Here is a 17,366-nt window from a genome sequence, read left to right as displayed (position 1 = left end):
AACATCAGAAAAGTAAATTTAAGATATATGTTTAGTACCGATATTTTACTTCAACATCTAAGTAGTGTCAAATTGTTTTCATCCGACAAAACTTATAACAGCGCACGACACGTGGTCACTACCTGAAAAAAAATCTCTGTAGAATTAACTACAGAGATTTTTTTTATAAAGGATCTTTAGATGGAACTCCAGCTTTTCTTGGATAGTTCTTTGGAGTTTTGGAAATTTTCTTTATTACTATAATAGACCTGTCTGTAACATCATCTGTTAATTTAAATGAGTTTATACCATCTATTTCTCCACCCAGAATTCTTATTGCTTTTTCTGCTAATTTAAGTTCCTCATCAATTTTACCGGATTTATAGGATATAAAATATCCATTTTTCTTTACAAACGGCAGATCATATTCAGACAAAGTAGATAAATTAGCCACTGCCCTGGAAGTTGAAAAATCAAATTTTTCTCTATAAATATCATTATGTGCCAAATCTTCAGCTCTTCCATGAACGAGATTAATACCGTTTAAATTAAGTGTATTAATTACTTCATCTAAAAATTTTAACCTTTTATTTAAAGAGTCAGATAAAATGATTTTTAATTCAGGGAATACTATTTTAAGTACAAGTCCAGGAAAACCAGCTCCGGTACCTACATCTATCATTGATTTATTGTCAAAAAAATTATAATCTACAACCTTACCATCAATCTTTAAATTGAAGATACTCATAGAATCTATAAAATGTTTTACAACTACATCATGTTCTTCTGTAATTGCAGTAAGATTCATTACTTTATTTTTTTCAACCAACATCTCATAAAACTTATATAACTGTTCGATTTGAAGATCGTTAAGTTTAATATTTAGTTTCTTAGTATTAAAGTTGATATCTGTTAAAAAAGAATCTGTCATATTTCCTCCTTAATTTTAATAAGACATTATCCTCCAAAAGTGTTTCACGTGAAACATTTTGGAGGATAGAATAATAAAATATAATTTTAAGCTTTATCTTTCTTATAAGATTCAATATATATAAGAAGAACACTAATATCTGCTGGACTTACTCCACTGATTCTGCTTGCCATTCCTATATTTTCAGGTTTAATTCTAGAAAGCTTTTGTCTAGCCTCTAAACGTAAATTTTTGATTTCATTATAATCTATATCTAACGGAATTCGTTTACTCTCTAAACGTTTAAATCCCTCAACCTGAGATAGTTGTCTTTTAATATATCCTTCATATTTAATTTCGATACCAACCTCTTCTCTTACCAAATAAGGTAATGATGGTCGATTAACATCTATTTCTTTTAACAGTTCATAATCAAGCTCAGGCCTTTTAATAAGATCCGCAAGAGACACTCCGGAATTAAGAGCATTAGAATGGTTTTTAATCAAAAATTCATTTACAGAATCACTGTTACTTACATATGTATTTTTAAGTCGATCCATTTCTTTATTAATAAGATCAATTTTATTTAATGTTTTCTGATACTCTTCGTCTGAAATAAGACCAATGTCATGTCCTATCTTTCTTAATCGTAAGTCGGCATTATCTTGTCTTAACAATAATCTATATTCAGAACGGCTTGTCATCATTCTATATGGTTCAAAATTTTCCTTTGTAACAAGATCATCAATAAGAACACCAATATATGCCTGAGACCTATCAAGTATAATAGCTGGTCTATTTAACAGCTTCATTGATGCATTTATTCCTGCCATAAGACCCTGAACAGCTGCTTCCTCGTATCCGGAAGAACCATTAAACTGACCGGCCGCAAATAATCCATCAATATTCATAAATTCAAGAGAAGATTTAAGCTGTGTAGAATCGATACAATCATATTCTATTGCATAAGCATTCCTTACAATATGTACATTTTCAAAACCTTCCATTGAATGATACATATCATATTGAACATCTTCAGGCATAGAACTTGACATTCCGCTTAAATACATCTCATTTGTATATAGTCCCTCAGGCTCAATGAATATCTGATGTCTGTCTTTTTCAGGAAATTTCATGACCTTATCTTCAATAGAAGGACAATATCTGGGTCCGACACCTTCAATTGAACCATTGTACATAGGTGATCGATCAATATTATTTCTTATAATATTATGTGTATTCTCATTGGTATAAACCAGCCAGCAATCAACCTGTTCTTTTTGAATTGATTCAAAATCAGAAGAAAAAGAAAAAGGTATAATTGGTACATCACCTTTCTGAACTTCAAATTTTGAAAAATCCAAGGTACGTTTATCGACTCTGGCAGGTGTTCCGGTTTTAAAACGAAACATACGTACGTTATTATTGATCAAAGAATCGGTCAGTTTAGTAGCAGATCTTAACCCATTAGGACCGGTGTATTCTATTAAATCTCCTGTTAAACATCTGGAATTAAGATATACGCCGGTACAAAGAATTACAGATTTACCCTTATAAACAGCACCGGATGTTGTTTTTACCCCCGTTACTTTTTTGGAACCATCATCTAAATCGATAGTAAGTACCTCTGATACCTCAGCCTGCCTGATTGTAAGATGTTCCTGATTCTCCAGAGTCTTTCGCATCTCCCTTGTATAAGCCTGTTTATCAGCCTGTGCTCTCAAACTATGTACTGCAGGCCCCTTTGATTTATTTAGCATTTTTGACTGGATAAAAGTTTTATCAATATTTTTACCCATTTCTCCGCCCAAAGCATCAAGTTCTCTGACTAAATGGCCTTTAGAACTACCCCCTATATTCGGATTACAAGGCATCAGGGCAATACTGTCAACACTTACGGTAAAAACAATAGTTTCCAAACCAAGCCTTGAACAGGCAAGAGCTGCTTCGCAACCGGCATGTCCTGCACCAACAACAACTACATCATATGATTCTTCAACAAACGCCATAAAAAACCTCTCTTACTTACCCATACAGAATTTAGAAAAGATTTCATTTATAAGATCTTCCGAAACTTCCTCACCTAAAATATATCCCAACTCTTCATAAGCATGCAAAAGGTCAATGGTGAAAAAATCTTCAGGCAATCCAAGGTTAATTGAATTTAAAACTTCATTTAAAGAACCTTCTGCATTAATCAGACAATTTTTATGTCTGACATTTGTAATCAGCATCTGGTCATTAAAACTTATAGAATTGCTAAAAAAGAGTTCATGGATTTCAGACTCCAGTTTATCAATACCTACAGAAGTCTTCGCACTGAAAGGTATTACTTTTTTACCGGTAAGTTCCTCTAATTCTTTTTGATCAATTATTTGTATTAAATCCGTCTTATTTAACAGTACTATACATTTACGATCTCTTATTTTATCTATAATTTTATAATCAGATACATCCAATCTTATTGAGGAATCTACCACATAGATAATTAAATCTGCATTATTGGCAGCTTCCAGTGCTCTTTCAACACCAATTTTTTCAACAGTATCCTCTGTATCTCTGATTCCCGCAGTATCAATGATAGTTAAACTTACACCCTTAAGATTTATGTGTTCTTCCAAAGTATCGCGGGTGGTTCCTGCTACATCAGTAACAATAGCTCTGTCAGATCCTACCAGTGAATTAAGCAATGAAGATTTACCGGCATTAGGCTTCCCAAGAATTACAGTTTTTATGCCCTCTTTCAACATCTTTCCATCATCAGCAGAACTTATCATATATAAAAGATCATTTTTGATAGATGTAATATGATTAGATAAAGTTCCAGTAAACCCACTGATATCAATATGTTCAGGATCATCGAGACCTGCTTCAATGTAAGCAAGGTCTTCAAGTATTTGAGCCCTGTATTTTTTGATATTATCAGAAACTGAACCTCTTAACTGATTTATAGAGGCTTTTAATGCAAATTCATTTTCAGAACTAATTATGTCACCTACTGCTTCAGCTTCCGAGAGATCAATACGACCATTTAAAAATGCTCTTTTGGTAAATTCTCCGGGTTCTGCTAAACGACAGCCATTTTTTATTGCAACATCAATGATTTTTTTCATCATTAACACACCACCATGGCAATCAATTTCAACAGTATCTTCACCTGTATAAGATTTAGGTCCCAGCATAGTTATCACAAGAACTTCATCAAGAGGATCATTGTCTGAATAAACAAATCCGTATTTAACCTGATGTGATTTTGAAATATCAACCGGCTTCCCACTTTTAGACCTGATAAACTTTGAAGCAATTTGTACTGATTCCGAACCACTTATACGTATGATACCTATTCCTGATTCAACAGCAGCTGTTGCAAGTGCACAAATTGTATCATTAAACATTTATTTCTCCTCAATAATCAAAAGATTATAACTTACTATTCCAGATTTACTGTTACAGATTTAATTGGATCCTGGAAAAAGGATAGATTATCCACATTAAAAACTTCAATAATTCTAATTGTAGAATATGTTATTTTCAAGTTTTAATCGATATATAAAACAAAAAAATAACCCTTGGCGAATAAAACGCTAAGGGTTATCCACAAAACTACCAAGATTCAATGTTAAAATGTGGAATTAACTATTCTCAGTATTGTCATTTCCAACATTTCCGTTACTATTCTCTCTTCTTGATTCTTTCTTATAATAAGAATTGTCTCTTGAATAATTCTTCCTATCTCTTTTTTTCATATAGATGATTACATGTCTGAATGGTTCCTCACCTTCTGACTTTGTTGTAACAAATCTATCATTCTGTAAAGCACTGTGAATAATACGTCTCTCATAAGGATTCATAGGCTCAAGAGATACAGCTTTGTGATTTCTTCTTACTTTATAAGCTATATTTTTAGCAAGATTTCGTAAAGTAGCCTCTCTTCTTGATCTGTAATCTTCAGTATCAAGTTTTATACGAATGTAATCTTCCTTATGATTTTTATTAACAACCAAAGAAGTTAAATACTGAAGGGAATCAAGTGTCTGTCCTCTCTTACCTATCAATACTCCCATATCAGAACCTTCAAGGTTGATGAGCAATTCATTTATCTCATGATTAAAATGAGATTTTGGATTAACATCCATATTCATGCCGTTTAAAACACTGACGATAAATGATTCAGCATCTTTAATAGCTGCATTTGCTTCTTCCTCTGAAATTGGCTTGATCTCATGCTGTTTTTTTGTTTCAACACTTGATTCAGAATCCACAGACATATTAGAAAAATCTCTTTTATCATGTCTACGAGACTTTTTATCCTTATCAGACTTGTAAGATTTCTCTTTCTTATTAAACTCTGAACTTTCAGTTTTTGTCTCTTCGATTTTATCAGAAACAACTGTTTCTTTTTTAGTGTTTAGATCATTCTTTTCAGATACTGAAGAATTGGATCTGATTTTATCAATATCCTTTTCAATATTTGCTAAATCATTTTGTTCATTTGTTTCTTTAACAGAAGCCTCAATGATCCAGGGTTTTGCTCCTATTCCAAACAGACCTGCTTTTCCTTCAACTACAACATTATAGTTTAATCTGTCAGATGTAATTCCAAGCTGTATCAGGGCTTTTGTTATAGCTTCATCTTTAGTTTTAGCTGAAACTCTTATACTATTATTCATAATATCCCTCGTTATTTACTTCTTATCACTTTTTTCATTCTTTTCATTATAAAGCTGAACCATATTTGCTTTTGAAGCTAAAGATCCGGGCTTTGCGTTCTTATTATAATAATCAGTAGATTCCTTAGTTTTATAATTCTGCTTTGCTATAACTTCCAAACGATTATTCTCTGAAGTTTCAGCTTTGTCTTTAGCAGCCAAAATACGATTTTCAACAGATTTTTCATCAATTGGAGCCAGTCCCTTTTTTGCACGTTTAGCATTTGCAGCAGCAATCTGCTTTTCGATCATTTCTTTATCTGAAATCTTACTGAAATAATTATTCAAAAGTAACTGCTGAATGATCATAACGCCTGAAGATGCACACCAGTAAAGACCGATACCTGATGCAAAAGAAAAACAGAACCAAACTGACATAAGAGGCATGGTCAAATTCATACTCTTCATCATCTGCGCAGACTGATCATTTCCATCAGATAAGGCCTTATTGGAACTTGACATAAGTTTTGTACTTAAATACTGGAATACACCTGCCAAAATAGGAATTATCCAATAAACATTAGGTACCAAACCCATTGAACTTGGAGCTGTAGAAAGATTGATTCCTAAAAAGTTATTAATACGTTCTGCATCAGCTGAAGCTTTTTCTATAACCTGAGATGCATCAGGAAATACAGAAGCAAGATTACTCCACTGAGTAGGATTTAATTTATAAAGAAAATCGACAATAAAATTTGAAACCTGTTCAGAAGAATAGCTTGCATTCTCTTCAATACCAAGATTATGCAATTGCTTAAGTATAGCAGTAAGATTATTGTTATTGCCAAATTCTACAAGCTTCTGAGCTGCAGAATCACCGCCTATTGCGTTCAAAACATTAGAATAAATTATGTAAACAGAAGGAACATAGGCAGGTATGTTCATAATAATACGATAAAGTGCAAAAATAACCGGCATCTGAAGTAAAAGAGGAAGGCATCCACCGGTCATGGATGTACCGTACTTCTCATACAATGCCTTCATTTCAGCCTGCTGTGCCATCATAGATGCATTATCAGTTTTATTTTTATACTTTTCCTGAATTGCTTTCATTTCAGGCTGCATCAGCTGCATCATTCGTGAAGATTTCTGCTGACGAAAACTGGTGGGGAAAAGTATTATTCTCATTACAATTGTAAATATAATGATTGAAAGTCCGATATTTCCGATACCTAAACTCTCGAGAGTATTATAGATAACATTCATGATCATCCCGAGAATTTCAACTATAACATTCCAAATACTGCCAAGTATCGGAAGACTTGAAGTATTTTTAGTTAATAATACTAAGTAAAAACTATCCAAGGATTTACCTCCGGTTAAGGAACAGGATCATAACCGCCTTTTGACCAGGGATTGCAGCGTAAAATACGCCAAATGGCCAAACAACTACCATAAATACAACCATACTTTTTAATTGCCTCAACGGCGTATTGAGAACAAGTAGGAGTATACTTACAGTGAGCACCTATATATGGTGAAATACCTTTTTGATAACACCTGATTAAAAAAATCATTACTTTTGATATCATATAGAACTCCAAAAAATAGAAAAATCAATCTAAGTAATATATGTCAGCTCACTTCAAAACTCTAAAATACGATTATTATCGTTTATACTAAGATATGATGCCTATTCAATAAATTTAAATATTGTGATTCAAGTTGATTGTAATTGCAAAAGTTTGCTTTAAAACGAATTACTATAACGATGTCTAAACCCTTTTTTACTTTATTATCATTTAATCTGAAGATTTCTCTCATCTTTCTTGCAAATGTATGCCTTACTACGGAATTACCGATCTTTTTTGAACAGGAAATACCAATTCTGTTATGATCAAGTCCATTTTCAATAATATACATAACAAGAGCACCGGTCGCATGAGAAATACCGTTTTTGTAGGCAATCTGAAAATCTTTATTCTTTTTGATAGAAGGAAAACGTTTCATTTTCAAAACCCCACATTATCAAATATTAAATGAAAAAAGACCGCCATTTAATAGCGGTCTCAATCATAATTCAAATAAATTATTATACTGTTAATGCTGCTCTACCTTTTGCTCTTCTGGCAGCCAGTACCTTTCTTCCGCCTGCTGTAGCCATTCTAGCTCTAAATCCATGAACCTTGGCTCTCTGTCTTGTCTTAGGCTGTAATGTCATCTTTCCCTTATGCATACTGACACCTCCTTTTCTGATAAACTTTCAGGACTCCATTGATAATTAAATTTTCAATGTAGGACCCCTTAATAGCCCTTAGTCCTGAAGTACCTTCAGATCTAGGGTAAACATCGTTTGTATATTATAAGGAAATACCTATTTTTCGTCAATGTTTTTTTCTTTATGTTTATCAACAAATTTACCAACATTTCCACAGTATAATAATTTATCAACAAAATGTGTATATCTATGTGGATAAGTGTAATCAATGTTAATAAAAAACCTAATTATTACCTAATATTTAAAAAATCTTAGTGTGGAAAAATATCCCTATATGTATACTTATCCACATCTTAGATTGAAATATTATCCACACTTTGATATAATTTCTCTGTGATTTTATCTATTAAGGAGATCCTCACATGAGTGATTTTGAGTTAATTCGGAAGAATTGGGATGATATTCTGAAAAACATGAAAGAAGAACATGATATTTTGCAGGTATCATTTGACACATGGTTAAAACCCTTAAGATTATTTGATTTTATTAACGGTGAACTTCTGATAATAGTACCTGAAGAAGGATATAAAAAGATCCTTGATAAAAAGTATTCTCTTTTTTTAAAGGTAGCAATCGAGGAAAAAACAAATATTCCTGTTAATGTACTTTTTGTAATTGAAAGTGAAGCAAGGGAATATGTAAAGAAATTACAGATAGCTATCAATGATAAAAAAGATCCTTCTATTATATTAGAAGAAACTCTGAAAGAAGCAAATCTGAATACGGAATATACATTCGATACTTTTGTTGTTGGATCAAGCAATAATCTGGCTCACGCTGCGTCATTAGCTGTGGCAGAATCACCGGGTGAAATATATAATCCTCTGTACATTTATGGAGGAGCCGGTCTCGGTAAAACACATCTTATGCATTCAATTGCTCATTTTATCCTGAAAAATAATCCTACAGCAAAGATACGTTATGTTACATCAGAGACATTTATTAATGAATTTGTAGACTCCATAAGAAATAAGAATAATATGTCTCCGGCTGATTTCAGAAATAAATACAGAGAATTGGATGTACTTTTGATTGATGATATACAGTTCATCATCGGAAAAGAGGGAACCCAGGAAGAGTTTTTCCACACATTCAACACTTTATATGAAAATAAAAAGCAGATAGTAATAGCATCTGATAAACCACCTAAAGATATAGATAATCTTGAAGACAGACTGAGATCCAGATTCGAGGTAGGACTTATAGTAGATATACAGATGCCGGACTTTGAGACACGTATGGCTATTCTTCGTAAAAAAGAAGAGCTAATGCATGTAAACATTGATAATGAAATAATAAAATACATAGCTACAAACATTAAATCAAATATCAGAGAACTTGAAGGTGCTCTTACAAAAATAGTAGCTATGTCAAGACTCAAAGGACAATCCATAGATATAACCCTTGCGGAAGAACTACTAAAGGATCATATAACTCCTGACGGACCAAAGGAAATCACACCTGAGTTTATAATAACTACTGTTGCGGAACATTTCGGAATTACAAATATTGAAATAGCTTCACAGAAGAAGAATAAAGAGATTGTATTTCCAAGACAGATTGCTATGTACCTTTGCAGAACCATGACAGATGCACCTCTAAAGAATATAGGAGAATATCTGGGAGGCAGAGATCATACTACTATAATGCACGGAATAGACAAGATATCCACAGAATTACGCACAAATGAACAATTGAATTCCACAATTGAAACTTTGAAAAAGAAGATATCTCCATAGCATTTATTTTATAAACATTTTATAAAATCGATATCAACATAGTTATTAAAGTGGATTTTTCAAGTGATAGAGCCATTAATTTTACTTTTTCACATTTCCACATCACCTATTAGTACTACTAAGAATTAAAATAAATAATTAATTTAAAGGAAAGGCTGCTTTATGAAATTACAGTTTAAGAAAAGTGATCTTACAAATGCTATTAATATAGTATCAAAAGCTGTACCATCGAAAACTACAATGTCTATATTGGAATGTATACTTCTTGATGCATCAAGTGGAAAGATACAGCTTGTTGGAAATGATACTGAATTTGGTATTGAAACTGTTTGTGAAGGAAGTATCGTTGAGCCAGGTAAGGTTGCATTGGAATCTAAAATATTTTCAGAAATTATCAGAAGATTACCGGAAGCTCAGGATGTTGAGGTTACTATCGAAACAGATTCAAGAAATAATACAGTAATTACCTGCGAGAATTCAGTATTTAAAATTGCGGGACGTGATGGAAACGAGTTTACTGCATTACCAAAGATTGATAAAACTCAGTCTTTATCACTTTCACAATTTACACTTAAGCAGATTATCTCACAGACTATCTTTTCTATTGCCATGAATGACAGCAACAAGAAAATGACAGGTGAATTATTTGAAATCCAGGATGATAACCTTACAGTAACATCACTTGACGGTCACAGAATTTCCATAAGACAGGTAAAGCTTAATAATTCTTATGATTCTGCTAAAGCAATCGTTCCCGGAAAAGCATTAAATGAACTTGTGAAGGTTCTGAATGGTGGAATTTATGACGAAGTGATCATGTATTTTTCAAAAAATCATATCATGTTCGAGTTTAACAACACTTTAGTTGTAACAAGACTGATAGATGGCGAATATTTCCACGTAGCACAGATGCTTTCAGAGGATTATGAAACAAAAATCACTGTAAACCGTAAAAATCTCCTTGATTGTCTTGAAAGATCTACGATATTTGTCAGAGATAACGATAAACAGCCACTTGTTCTGAAGATTGAAGAAAATGTTATGGGATTAAAGATCACAACAGATCTAGGAACAATGGATGCTGAAGTTGCTATTAAAAAGATTGGTAATGATCTGATGATAGGATTCAATCCGAAATTCCTGGTAGATGCACTCAAGAATATTGAGGATGAGGAAATTTCGATATATATGTCCATTCCACGTTCACCGTGTTTTATCAGGGATGACAGTAAATCCTATAATTATATGATCTTACCTGTAAATTTTAATGCAGATGCAGTGTAATTATTAAATGATAATAGATTCATTAGAATTAAAAAATTTCAGGAATTATGAATCCTTAAAGGTGAGTTTGAGTCCGGGAACCAATATATTTTATGGGGATAATGCTCAGGGAAAAACCAATGTTCTTGAATCGATTTTTTTAGCTTCAACTTCCAAATCCTACCGGATTGCAAAGGACAAGGATCTCATACAGTTTGGTAATGATGAAGCGCATATCAAAATGGAAGTAAGGAAACATGATGTGCCTTACAGGATAGATATGCACCTGAAAAAAAATAAATCAAAGGGAATTGCGATAGATGAGATACCCATAAGAAAAGCGTCAGAACTGTTTGGTATAGCCAATATAGTCAGCTTCAGTCCCGAAGATTTAGGATTGATAAAGGATGGACCTGCTGTAAGACGAAGATTCATGGATCTTGAATTATGTCAGTTGGATAAAATATATCTTTACAATTTAACAAGATACAACAGAGTTCTGGATCAGAGAAACAAACTGTTAAAGGATATTGCTATAAAGCCTTCATTAATCGATACCTTATCTGTATGGGACGATGAGCTCATAAAGTATGGGACTAAAATAATCGAGATAAGAAATATTTTTATTGAAGAGCTTAAAGATATAATAATTGACATACATCATCATTTAACAGGTGGAGTTGAAAAATTAGAGATAGTTTATGATGCGAATGCAGGCTCTCAGGATTTTCAAAATACATTATCCCGTATGAGAGAATCCGAGATAAGACAGCATATAACCTTAGTCGGACCACACAGAGATGACCTTCTTTTTTTGATAGATGGCAAGGACATAAGAAAATTCGGTTCTCAGGGACAGCAGCGAACGGCTGCATTAGCCTTAAAGCTTAGCGAAATTGAGCTGGTGAGAAAAAGAATTGATGATGATCCCATACTTTTACTGGATGATGTACTGTCGGAGCTTGATTCAAAAAGACAGAATTATCTTCTGGATATGTTAAGTGAGACACAAAATATTATAACCTGCACCGGACTTGATGATTTTATCAATAACCGTTTTCATATTGATGAGCTGTTTCATGTAGTAAAAGGAACAGTTACAAAAATAAATGATAAGTCAAAAATATTATCTTAGATTACAACGTAATCTAAAATGATACACATTGAATATGGGGAAAAATAAATGGCAATCGAAAAAAATGATGATCTGTTAAAAGAAGAAGAACTTATGAAGGGTTCTGCTGATTATAATGCGAATCAGATTCAAATTCTGGAAGGTCTGGAAGCTGTAAGAAAAAGACCCGGAATGTATATAGGATCTACTTCCATAAGAGGTCTTCATCATTTGGTGTATGAAATTGTTGATAACTCTGTTGATGAAGCGCTTGCCGGATTTTGCAGCAGTATTCTGGTAACCATAAACAAGGATAATTCCATTACAGTTACTGATGACGGAAGAGGTATACCTGTTGATATCCAGAAAAAAGCAGGAAAACCGGCACTTGAAGTTGTATTTACAGTTCTTCATGCAGGAGGCAAATTCGGAGGATCCGGATATAAAGTATCAGGAGGTCTTCATGGAGTAGGTGCCTCTGTTGTTAATGCTCTTTCAAAGAATCTGGAAGTTTCGGTATTTAAAAACGGTAAGATCTATAACATGAAATTTGAAAGAGGAAAGGTTATTCAGGATATGACCGTAATAGGTGAATGCGATCCTGAAAAACATGGTACAGAAGTACATTTCCTTCCGGATCCTGAGATTTTTGAAGAAACAGTATATGATTACGAAACATTAAAAGTAAGATTACGTGAAACAGCATTTTTGACAAAGGCTCTCAGGATAACTCTTCGTGATGTAAGAGACGAAGAAGTCCATGAAAAGTCATTCCACTATGAAGGTGGAATAAAAGAATTTGTGGGATATCTTAACAAAGGTAAAGAACCTTTGTATTCCGATGTTATTTATTGTGAAGGTGAAAGAGAAGGTGTGTTTGTTGAGGTTGCGATGCAGCACAATGATTCTTACTCCGAAAATACCTACACATTTGTAAATAACATAAATACACCTGAAGGTGGTTCACACCTGACAGGTTTTAAAAATGCGCTGACAAAGACATTAAATGACTATGCCAGAGAAAACAAGCTTCTTAAGGATTCTGAACCAAACTTAAGCGGTGATGATATAAGAGAAGGTTTAACAACAGTTATTTCTGTAAAAATAGGTGATCCACAGTTTGAAGGTCAGACAAAACAGAAACTGGGAAATTCAGAAGCCCAGACAGCGGTTCAGGGTATTGTCAGCGAACAATTGACATATTTTCTTGAGCAGAACCCCGGTGTAGCAAAGGCTATTTGCGAAAAATCGGTTTTAGCCCAGAGAGCCCGTGCTGCAGCAAGAAGAGCAAGAGATCTTACAAGAAGGAAATCTGCTCTGGATGGTGTTGGACTTCCCGGAAAACTTGTTGATTGTAATTCAAAGGATCCTAATGAATGTGAAATATTCATTGTTGAGGGAGATTCAGCATTAGGACCTGCCAAGGACGGAAGAAATGTTAATACACAGGCAGTTCTTCCACTCAGGGGAAAAGTACTGAATGTTCAGAAGGCAAGACTGGACAGAATCTATGCCAATGAAGAAATAAAGGGAATGATAACAGCCTTTGGTACAGGCATTAAAGAAGATTTTGATATTTCAAAGCTGAGATATAACAAGATCATCATAATGACTGATGCCGATGTTGATGGTGCTCATATAGCAACACTGATGTTAACATTCATATACAACTTTATGCCTGAGCTTATAAAGCAGGGTCATGTTTACCTTGCACAGCCGCCATTATTTAACATAACTAAAAATAAGAAACACTATTATTGTTATTCTGATGAAGAATATCAGGAAGTATTAAAGCAGATCGGAGCTGAAGGAGCTGATGTATCCAGATTCAAGGGTCTTGGAGAAATGGATACGGAAGAGCTGGCAGAAACCACCATGGATCCGGAAACCAGAACCTTACTGAGGGTCAATATGGTTGACGATGATAAGGCCGATCTTGACGTTACATTTACTACTTTGATGGGTGACCAGGTAGAGCCCAGACGTGAATTCATCGAAGAAAATGCAAAATATGTAACAAATCTTGATGTTTAACATAATTGGAGGAAAAGATTTTGGAGCCAAATGTTTTTGATAAGGTCCAGGATGTAGATCTCAAAAAAACCATGGAAAACTCTTACATTGATTACGCCATGAGTGTAATTGTATCAAGAGCTATCCCTGACGTAAGAGACGGACTTAAGCCTGTTCAAAGAAGAGTTCTGTACTCTTTGCAGACATTAGGAGTAACACCTGATAAAAAAACCAAAAAATGTGCGACCATAGTAGGTGAATGTATGGGTAAATATCATCCCCATGGAGATTCATCTATTTACGGTGCCCTGGTATATATGGGACAGGCATGGTCAATGCGTCATGTTTTGGTGGATAAGCAGGGTAACTTTGGCTCAGATGACGGTGATTCACCTGCCGCAATGAGATATACTGAGGCAAAAATGTCAAAGCTTGCGGGAGAAATGCTGGCAGGAATCAACAAGGATACTGTTGATTTTATGCCTAACTTCTCAAATGAGTATGATGAGCCCACTGTACTTCCTGCAAAATTCCCTAATCTTATAGTTAACGGTGCGACAGGTATTGCAGTTGGAATGGCTACAAATATACCTCCTCATAACCTTAAAGAAGTTATAAATGCTGTTGATCTTATCATCGATAACAGAATCAATGATAAAGAAACAACCATCGAAGATATCATGAAAGTAATTCCGGGTCCGGATTTTCCCACAGGAGGACTGATACTCGGAAGAAAAGGTATAGAAGAAGCATACAGAACCGGAAGAGGTAAGATAAAGATCCGTGCCGTATGTGAAATTGAGGCTATGCAGAACGGTAAACATCGCATAGTTGTTAAAGAACTGCCTTATGTTGTTTATCGTTCAAGAGTTATCGAAAACATAGCTGAGCTTGTAAAAGATAAAAAGATTGACGGTATCACATACATAAATGATGCATCAGGTAAAGGATCTACTGCAAAGATAAATATAGAATTACGTAAAGATGCAAATCCGAATGTAGTTCTGAATCAGCTGTATAAACATACACAGCTTCAGACAACATTTGGTGTAATTATGCTGTGCATCGTTAATGGTGAGCCGAAAACATTAAACCTCATGGAGATATTGGAAGAATATCTCAAGCATCAGGTTAATGTTTTCACCAGAAGAACCAGATATGATCTGAATAAAGCTCAGGAAAGAGCACATATTTTAGAAGCACTTTTAAAGGCTGTTGATCATATAGATGAAATTGTGCATACCATCAGAGCGGCTGCCAATACAGAAGAAGCAAAACTGAATATTTCTGCAATGTTTGGTTTTGATGATGTGCAGGCCCAGGCAATAGTTGATATGCGATTAAGAGCATTAACAGGTCTCGAAAGAGGAAAGCTTAAGGAAGAATATGATGATCTTCAGAAAAAAATCGCATATTTTAATGAATTACTGAATGATCCTAAAAAAATGCTCGGAGTTATAAGGGAAGAGATTAATGTCATTGCCGACAAGTATGGAAATGACAGAATGACAAAATTCGGTTTTGATGATTCATTGGATGATGAAGATCTGATCCCGGATGATGATACAGTCATCGCAGCCACCAGATTAGGATACATTAAACGTATGTCTCCTGAAAACTTTAAGCAGCAAAATCGTGGCGGTAAAGGCATTAAGGGCATGCAGACCATAAATGATGACATAATAGAAGATTTGTTTATGACGACAAATAAGCATTATATTATGTTCTTCACCAATACAGGACGCTGCTTCAGAATTAAAGCTTACAAGATTCCTGAGGCATCAAGAACATCCAGAGGAACAGCTATGGTTAATCTGTTGCAGCTGGCTCCCGACGAATATGTAACTGCATCATTTGCAATTGATGATGATTATGCTGAATCAGATCAGTACCTTCTCCTGGCAACAAAGAACGGAACAGTAAAGAAAACTCCGATTTCAGAGTATACGAACATAAGAAAATCAGGTCTGATAGCAATTGCACTCAGAGATGATGATCAGCTTATAGAAGCAAAACTCATCGATAAGGATGAAGATATCATGATCGGAACAAAGTACGGAATGGCTATTCGATTTAACGAAAGAGATGTTCGTATTACAGGACGCAGTTCATATGGTGTACGAGGAATTACATTAACAGATGATGATGTAGTTGTTGGTATGCAGAAAATCAGTCAGGGAGACTTTGTTCTTGTCGTATCCGAAAAGGGCATGGGAAAACTTACCAGTACTGATGAATTTAAGCTTCAGAAGAGAGGCGGAAAAGGATTAAGATGCTATAAGATTACTGAAAAAACAGGAAATCTTGTAGGATTTAAGCTTACCGATAAATCAAGAGAGATAATGCTTATAACAAATGAAGGCGTTATCATCAGAATGTCTTTAAAGGATGCCAAGGATATCGGAAGAAATACTTCAGGTGTTAAATTCATGAATATAGATCCTGCTTCAAATGTTGTTATAGCTTCAATTGCCAAAGTCAGAGAATCAACAACAGAAGCTGATTTAAAGAAAGAAGAACAACTGAATGAAGAGTCCGATAATGATCAGGAGTAAAATGATCAATCGTTAATCAGGTTTTGATAAAGATATTTATTTTATACAGATTTATGTATAAAAAATAGGATTTACAGAACTTAGCGGGGTTTCCAAATAGTTATTCAGGATTAAACTTAAAATGACATGGTCATAGAAAAGACCATGTCATTTTTTATATTCAGATTTCAAAGATTTATACATATCAAGTATATAAAAATTGTATAAAGACTAGTTGACAGACAAATGTTTTATTGTTAATATACTAAGGCACCTCAAAAAAGGGGTGATATAAACGATCCTTAAACAAAAACCTTGGTAGGGACGTTTGAAGAATAATAGATTAAACTCTATGATTCAAAGTGGAGTAGTACTCAAGAGGCCGAAGAGGCGCCCCTGCTAAGGGTGTAGGTCGGATAAAACCGGCGCGAGGGTTCAAATCCCTCCTGCTCCGTTTTAACTTTTAAAAAAAGTTAAAAAAGCGTTTGACAAACTATCATAACTTTGATATTATGTCCGAGTTGCAAACGCAACAGAACCTTGAAAATCAAAGATCGATTAATACACAGACCCTGAAGATTCTATAAAGAAGATTCAGAAGCGGAGGATCTTTAAAGATCTGAAGCGAGACCAAAAGGTCTAAAGCGAATAATACAATCGCAGTAAAGAAAACGGACAGAACAAATAAAGCCAAGCTTTTAGTTCTGAACGGGAAGAACTTAAAAGAGAGAAATCTCTTTCGTATTTAATATGAGAGTTCGATCCTGGCTCAGGATGAACGCTGGCGGCGTGCCTAACACATGCAAGTCGAACGAGCGAGAGATGAAACCTAGTGATTCTCAAGCGAGTGGCGGACGGGTGAGTAACGCGTGGGTAACCTGCCTTAC

General features: G+C 34.3%; 13 protein-coding genes, 1 tRNA gene and 1 rRNA gene. 7 read left to right on the top strand and 8 right to left on the bottom strand.

Going from position 1 to position 17,366, the window contains the following annotated elements; genetic code table 11:
- Nucleotides 1-163 precede the first annotated feature (163 nt).
- From rsmG to rpmH, 8 genes are all read right to left on the bottom strand, one after another.
- Nucleotides 164-910: a 16S rRNA (guanine(527)-N(7))-methyltransferase RsmG gene (rsmG, locus tag T357_RS0115655; RefSeq protein WP_031554680.1), complete on the bottom strand. Its 747-nt coding sequence runs from the start codon at nt 908-910 to the stop codon at nt 164-166.
- Nucleotides 911-996: 86 nt separating this feature from the next.
- Nucleotides 997-2,898: a tRNA uridine-5-carboxymethylaminomethyl(34) synthesis enzyme MnmG gene (gene mnmG, locus T357_RS0115650; protein ID WP_031554679.1), complete on the bottom strand. Its 1,902-nt coding sequence runs from the start codon at nt 2,896-2,898 to the stop codon at nt 997-999.
- Nucleotides 2,899-2,910: 12 nt separating this feature from the next.
- Nucleotides 2,911-4,284, bottom strand: coding sequence for a tRNA uridine-5-carboxymethylaminomethyl(34) synthesis GTPase MnmE (gene mnmE / locus T357_RS0115645; protein WP_031554677.1), 1,374 nt, complete (start codon nt 4,282-4,284; stop codon nt 2,911-2,913).
- A 237-nt stretch (nt 4,285-4,521) separates the two neighbouring features.
- The gene (gene jag / locus T357_RS0115640) at nt 4,522-5,559 is read right to left on the bottom strand and encodes an RNA-binding cell elongation regulator Jag/EloR (protein ID WP_044917179.1); all 1,038 of its coding nucleotides are present in this window, start codon (nt 5,557-5,559) and stop codon (nt 4,522-4,524) included.
- A 15-nt stretch (nt 5,560-5,574) separates the two neighbouring features.
- Entirely contained in the window at nt 5,575-6,903 is a 1,329-nt protein-coding gene (locus tag T357_RS0115635) for a YidC/Oxa1 family membrane protein insertase (RefSeq protein ID WP_049962492.1), read from the bottom strand.
- Between the two features lie 14 nt (nt 6,904-6,917).
- Nucleotides 6,918-7,130, bottom strand: a complete 213-nt coding sequence (yidD, locus tag T357_RS20960) for a membrane protein insertion efficiency factor YidD (RefSeq protein ID WP_081828211.1) — start codon at nt 7,128-7,130, stop codon at nt 6,918-6,920.
- An 82-nt stretch (nt 7,131-7,212) separates the two neighbouring features.
- Complete coding sequence (rnpA, locus tag T357_RS0115630; protein ID WP_031554671.1) at nt 7,213-7,548, bottom strand: ribonuclease P protein component; 336 nt, start codon at nt 7,546-7,548, stop codon at nt 7,213-7,215.
- An 82-nt stretch (nt 7,549-7,630) separates the two neighbouring features.
- A complete protein-coding gene (gene rpmH, locus T357_RS0115625) occupies nt 7,631-7,774 on the bottom strand; it encodes a 50S ribosomal protein L34 (RefSeq protein ID WP_029201227.1) in 144 nt (47 codons plus the stop codon).
- Nucleotides 7,775-8,178: 404 nt separating this feature from the next.
- Between rpmH and dnaA the strand changes: the two genes are divergently transcribed.
- The 7 genes from dnaA to T357_RS0115590 all read left to right on the top strand — a co-directional run.
- On the top strand, nt 8,179-9,555 hold the full coding sequence (dnaA, locus tag T357_RS0115620; protein WP_031554669.1) for a chromosomal replication initiator protein DnaA: 1,377 nt from the start codon (nt 8,179-8,181) through the stop codon (nt 9,553-9,555).
- A 162-nt stretch (nt 9,556-9,717) separates the two neighbouring features.
- Nucleotides 9,718-10,839, top strand: a complete 1,122-nt coding sequence (gene dnaN / locus T357_RS0115615) for a DNA polymerase III subunit beta (RefSeq protein WP_031554667.1) — start codon at nt 9,718-9,720, stop codon at nt 10,837-10,839.
- A 7-nt stretch (nt 10,840-10,846) separates the two neighbouring features.
- A complete protein-coding gene (recF, locus tag T357_RS0115610) occupies nt 10,847-11,953 on the top strand; it encodes a DNA replication/repair protein RecF (protein ID WP_031554664.1) in 1,107 nt (368 codons plus the stop codon).
- Nucleotides 11,954-12,046: 93 nt separating this feature from the next.
- Entirely contained in the window at nt 12,047-13,966 is a 1,920-nt protein-coding gene (gene gyrB / locus T357_RS0115605) for a DNA topoisomerase (ATP-hydrolyzing) subunit B (RefSeq protein ID WP_031554662.1), read from the top strand.
- A gap of 20 nt (nt 13,967-13,986) precedes the next feature.
- The gene (gene gyrA / locus T357_RS0115600) at nt 13,987-16,500 is read left to right on the top strand and encodes a DNA gyrase subunit A (RefSeq protein ID WP_031554660.1); all 2,514 of its coding nucleotides are present in this window, start codon (nt 13,987-13,989) and stop codon (nt 16,498-16,500) included.
- Nucleotides 16,501-16,843: 343 nt separating this feature from the next.
- Nucleotides 16,844-16,933: transfer RNA gene (locus T357_RS0115595), tRNA-Ser, on the top strand.
- A 292-nt stretch (nt 16,934-17,225) separates the two neighbouring features.
- Nucleotides 17,226-17,366, top strand: a 16S ribosomal RNA gene (locus tag T357_RS0115590); the annotation flags it as partial.

Origin of the sequence: Oribacterium sp. FC2011, assembly GCF_000701645.1 — a bacterium.
Classification (GTDB): domain Bacteria; phylum Bacillota; class Clostridia; order Lachnospirales; family Lachnospiraceae; genus Oribacterium.
The sequence above is the reverse complement of the archived record's forward strand: the minus strand, read 5'-3'. Positions and strand labels throughout refer to the sequence as shown.

Coding starts and splice junctions, on each gene's coding strand:
- rsmG (WP_031554680.1), bottom strand. CDS start 910: ATGACAGATTCTTTTTTAACAGATATCAACTTTAATACTAAGAAACTA.
- mnmG (WP_031554679.1), bottom strand. CDS start 2,898: ATGGCGTTTGTTGAAGAATCATATGATGTAGTTGTTGTTGGTGCAGGA.
- mnmE (WP_031554677.1), bottom strand. CDS start 4,284: ATGTTTAATGATACAATTTGTGCACTTGCAACAGCTGCTGTTGAATCA.
- jag (WP_044917179.1), bottom strand. CDS start 5,559: ATGAATAATAGTATAAGAGTTTCAGCTAAAACTAAAGATGAAGCTATA.
- yidD (WP_081828211.1), bottom strand. CDS start 7,130: ATGATATCAAAAGTAATGATTTTTTTAATCAGGTGTTATCAAAAAGGT.
- rnpA (WP_031554671.1), bottom strand. CDS start 7,548: ATGAAACGTTTTCCTTCTATCAAAAAGAATAAAGATTTTCAGATTGCC.
- rpmH (WP_029201227.1), bottom strand. CDS start 7,774: ATGCATAAGGGAAAGATGACATTACAGCCTAAGACAAGACAGAGAGCC.
- dnaA (WP_031554669.1), top strand. CDS start 8,179: ATGAGTGATTTTGAGTTAATTCGGAAGAATTGGGATGATATTCTGAAA.
- dnaN (WP_031554667.1), top strand. CDS start 9,718: ATGAAATTACAGTTTAAGAAAAGTGATCTTACAAATGCTATTAATATA.
- recF (WP_031554664.1), top strand. CDS start 10,847: ATGATAATAGATTCATTAGAATTAAAAAATTTCAGGAATTATGAATCC.
- gyrB (WP_031554662.1), top strand. CDS start 12,047: ATGAAGGGTTCTGCTGATTATAATGCGAATCAGATTCAAATTCTGGAA.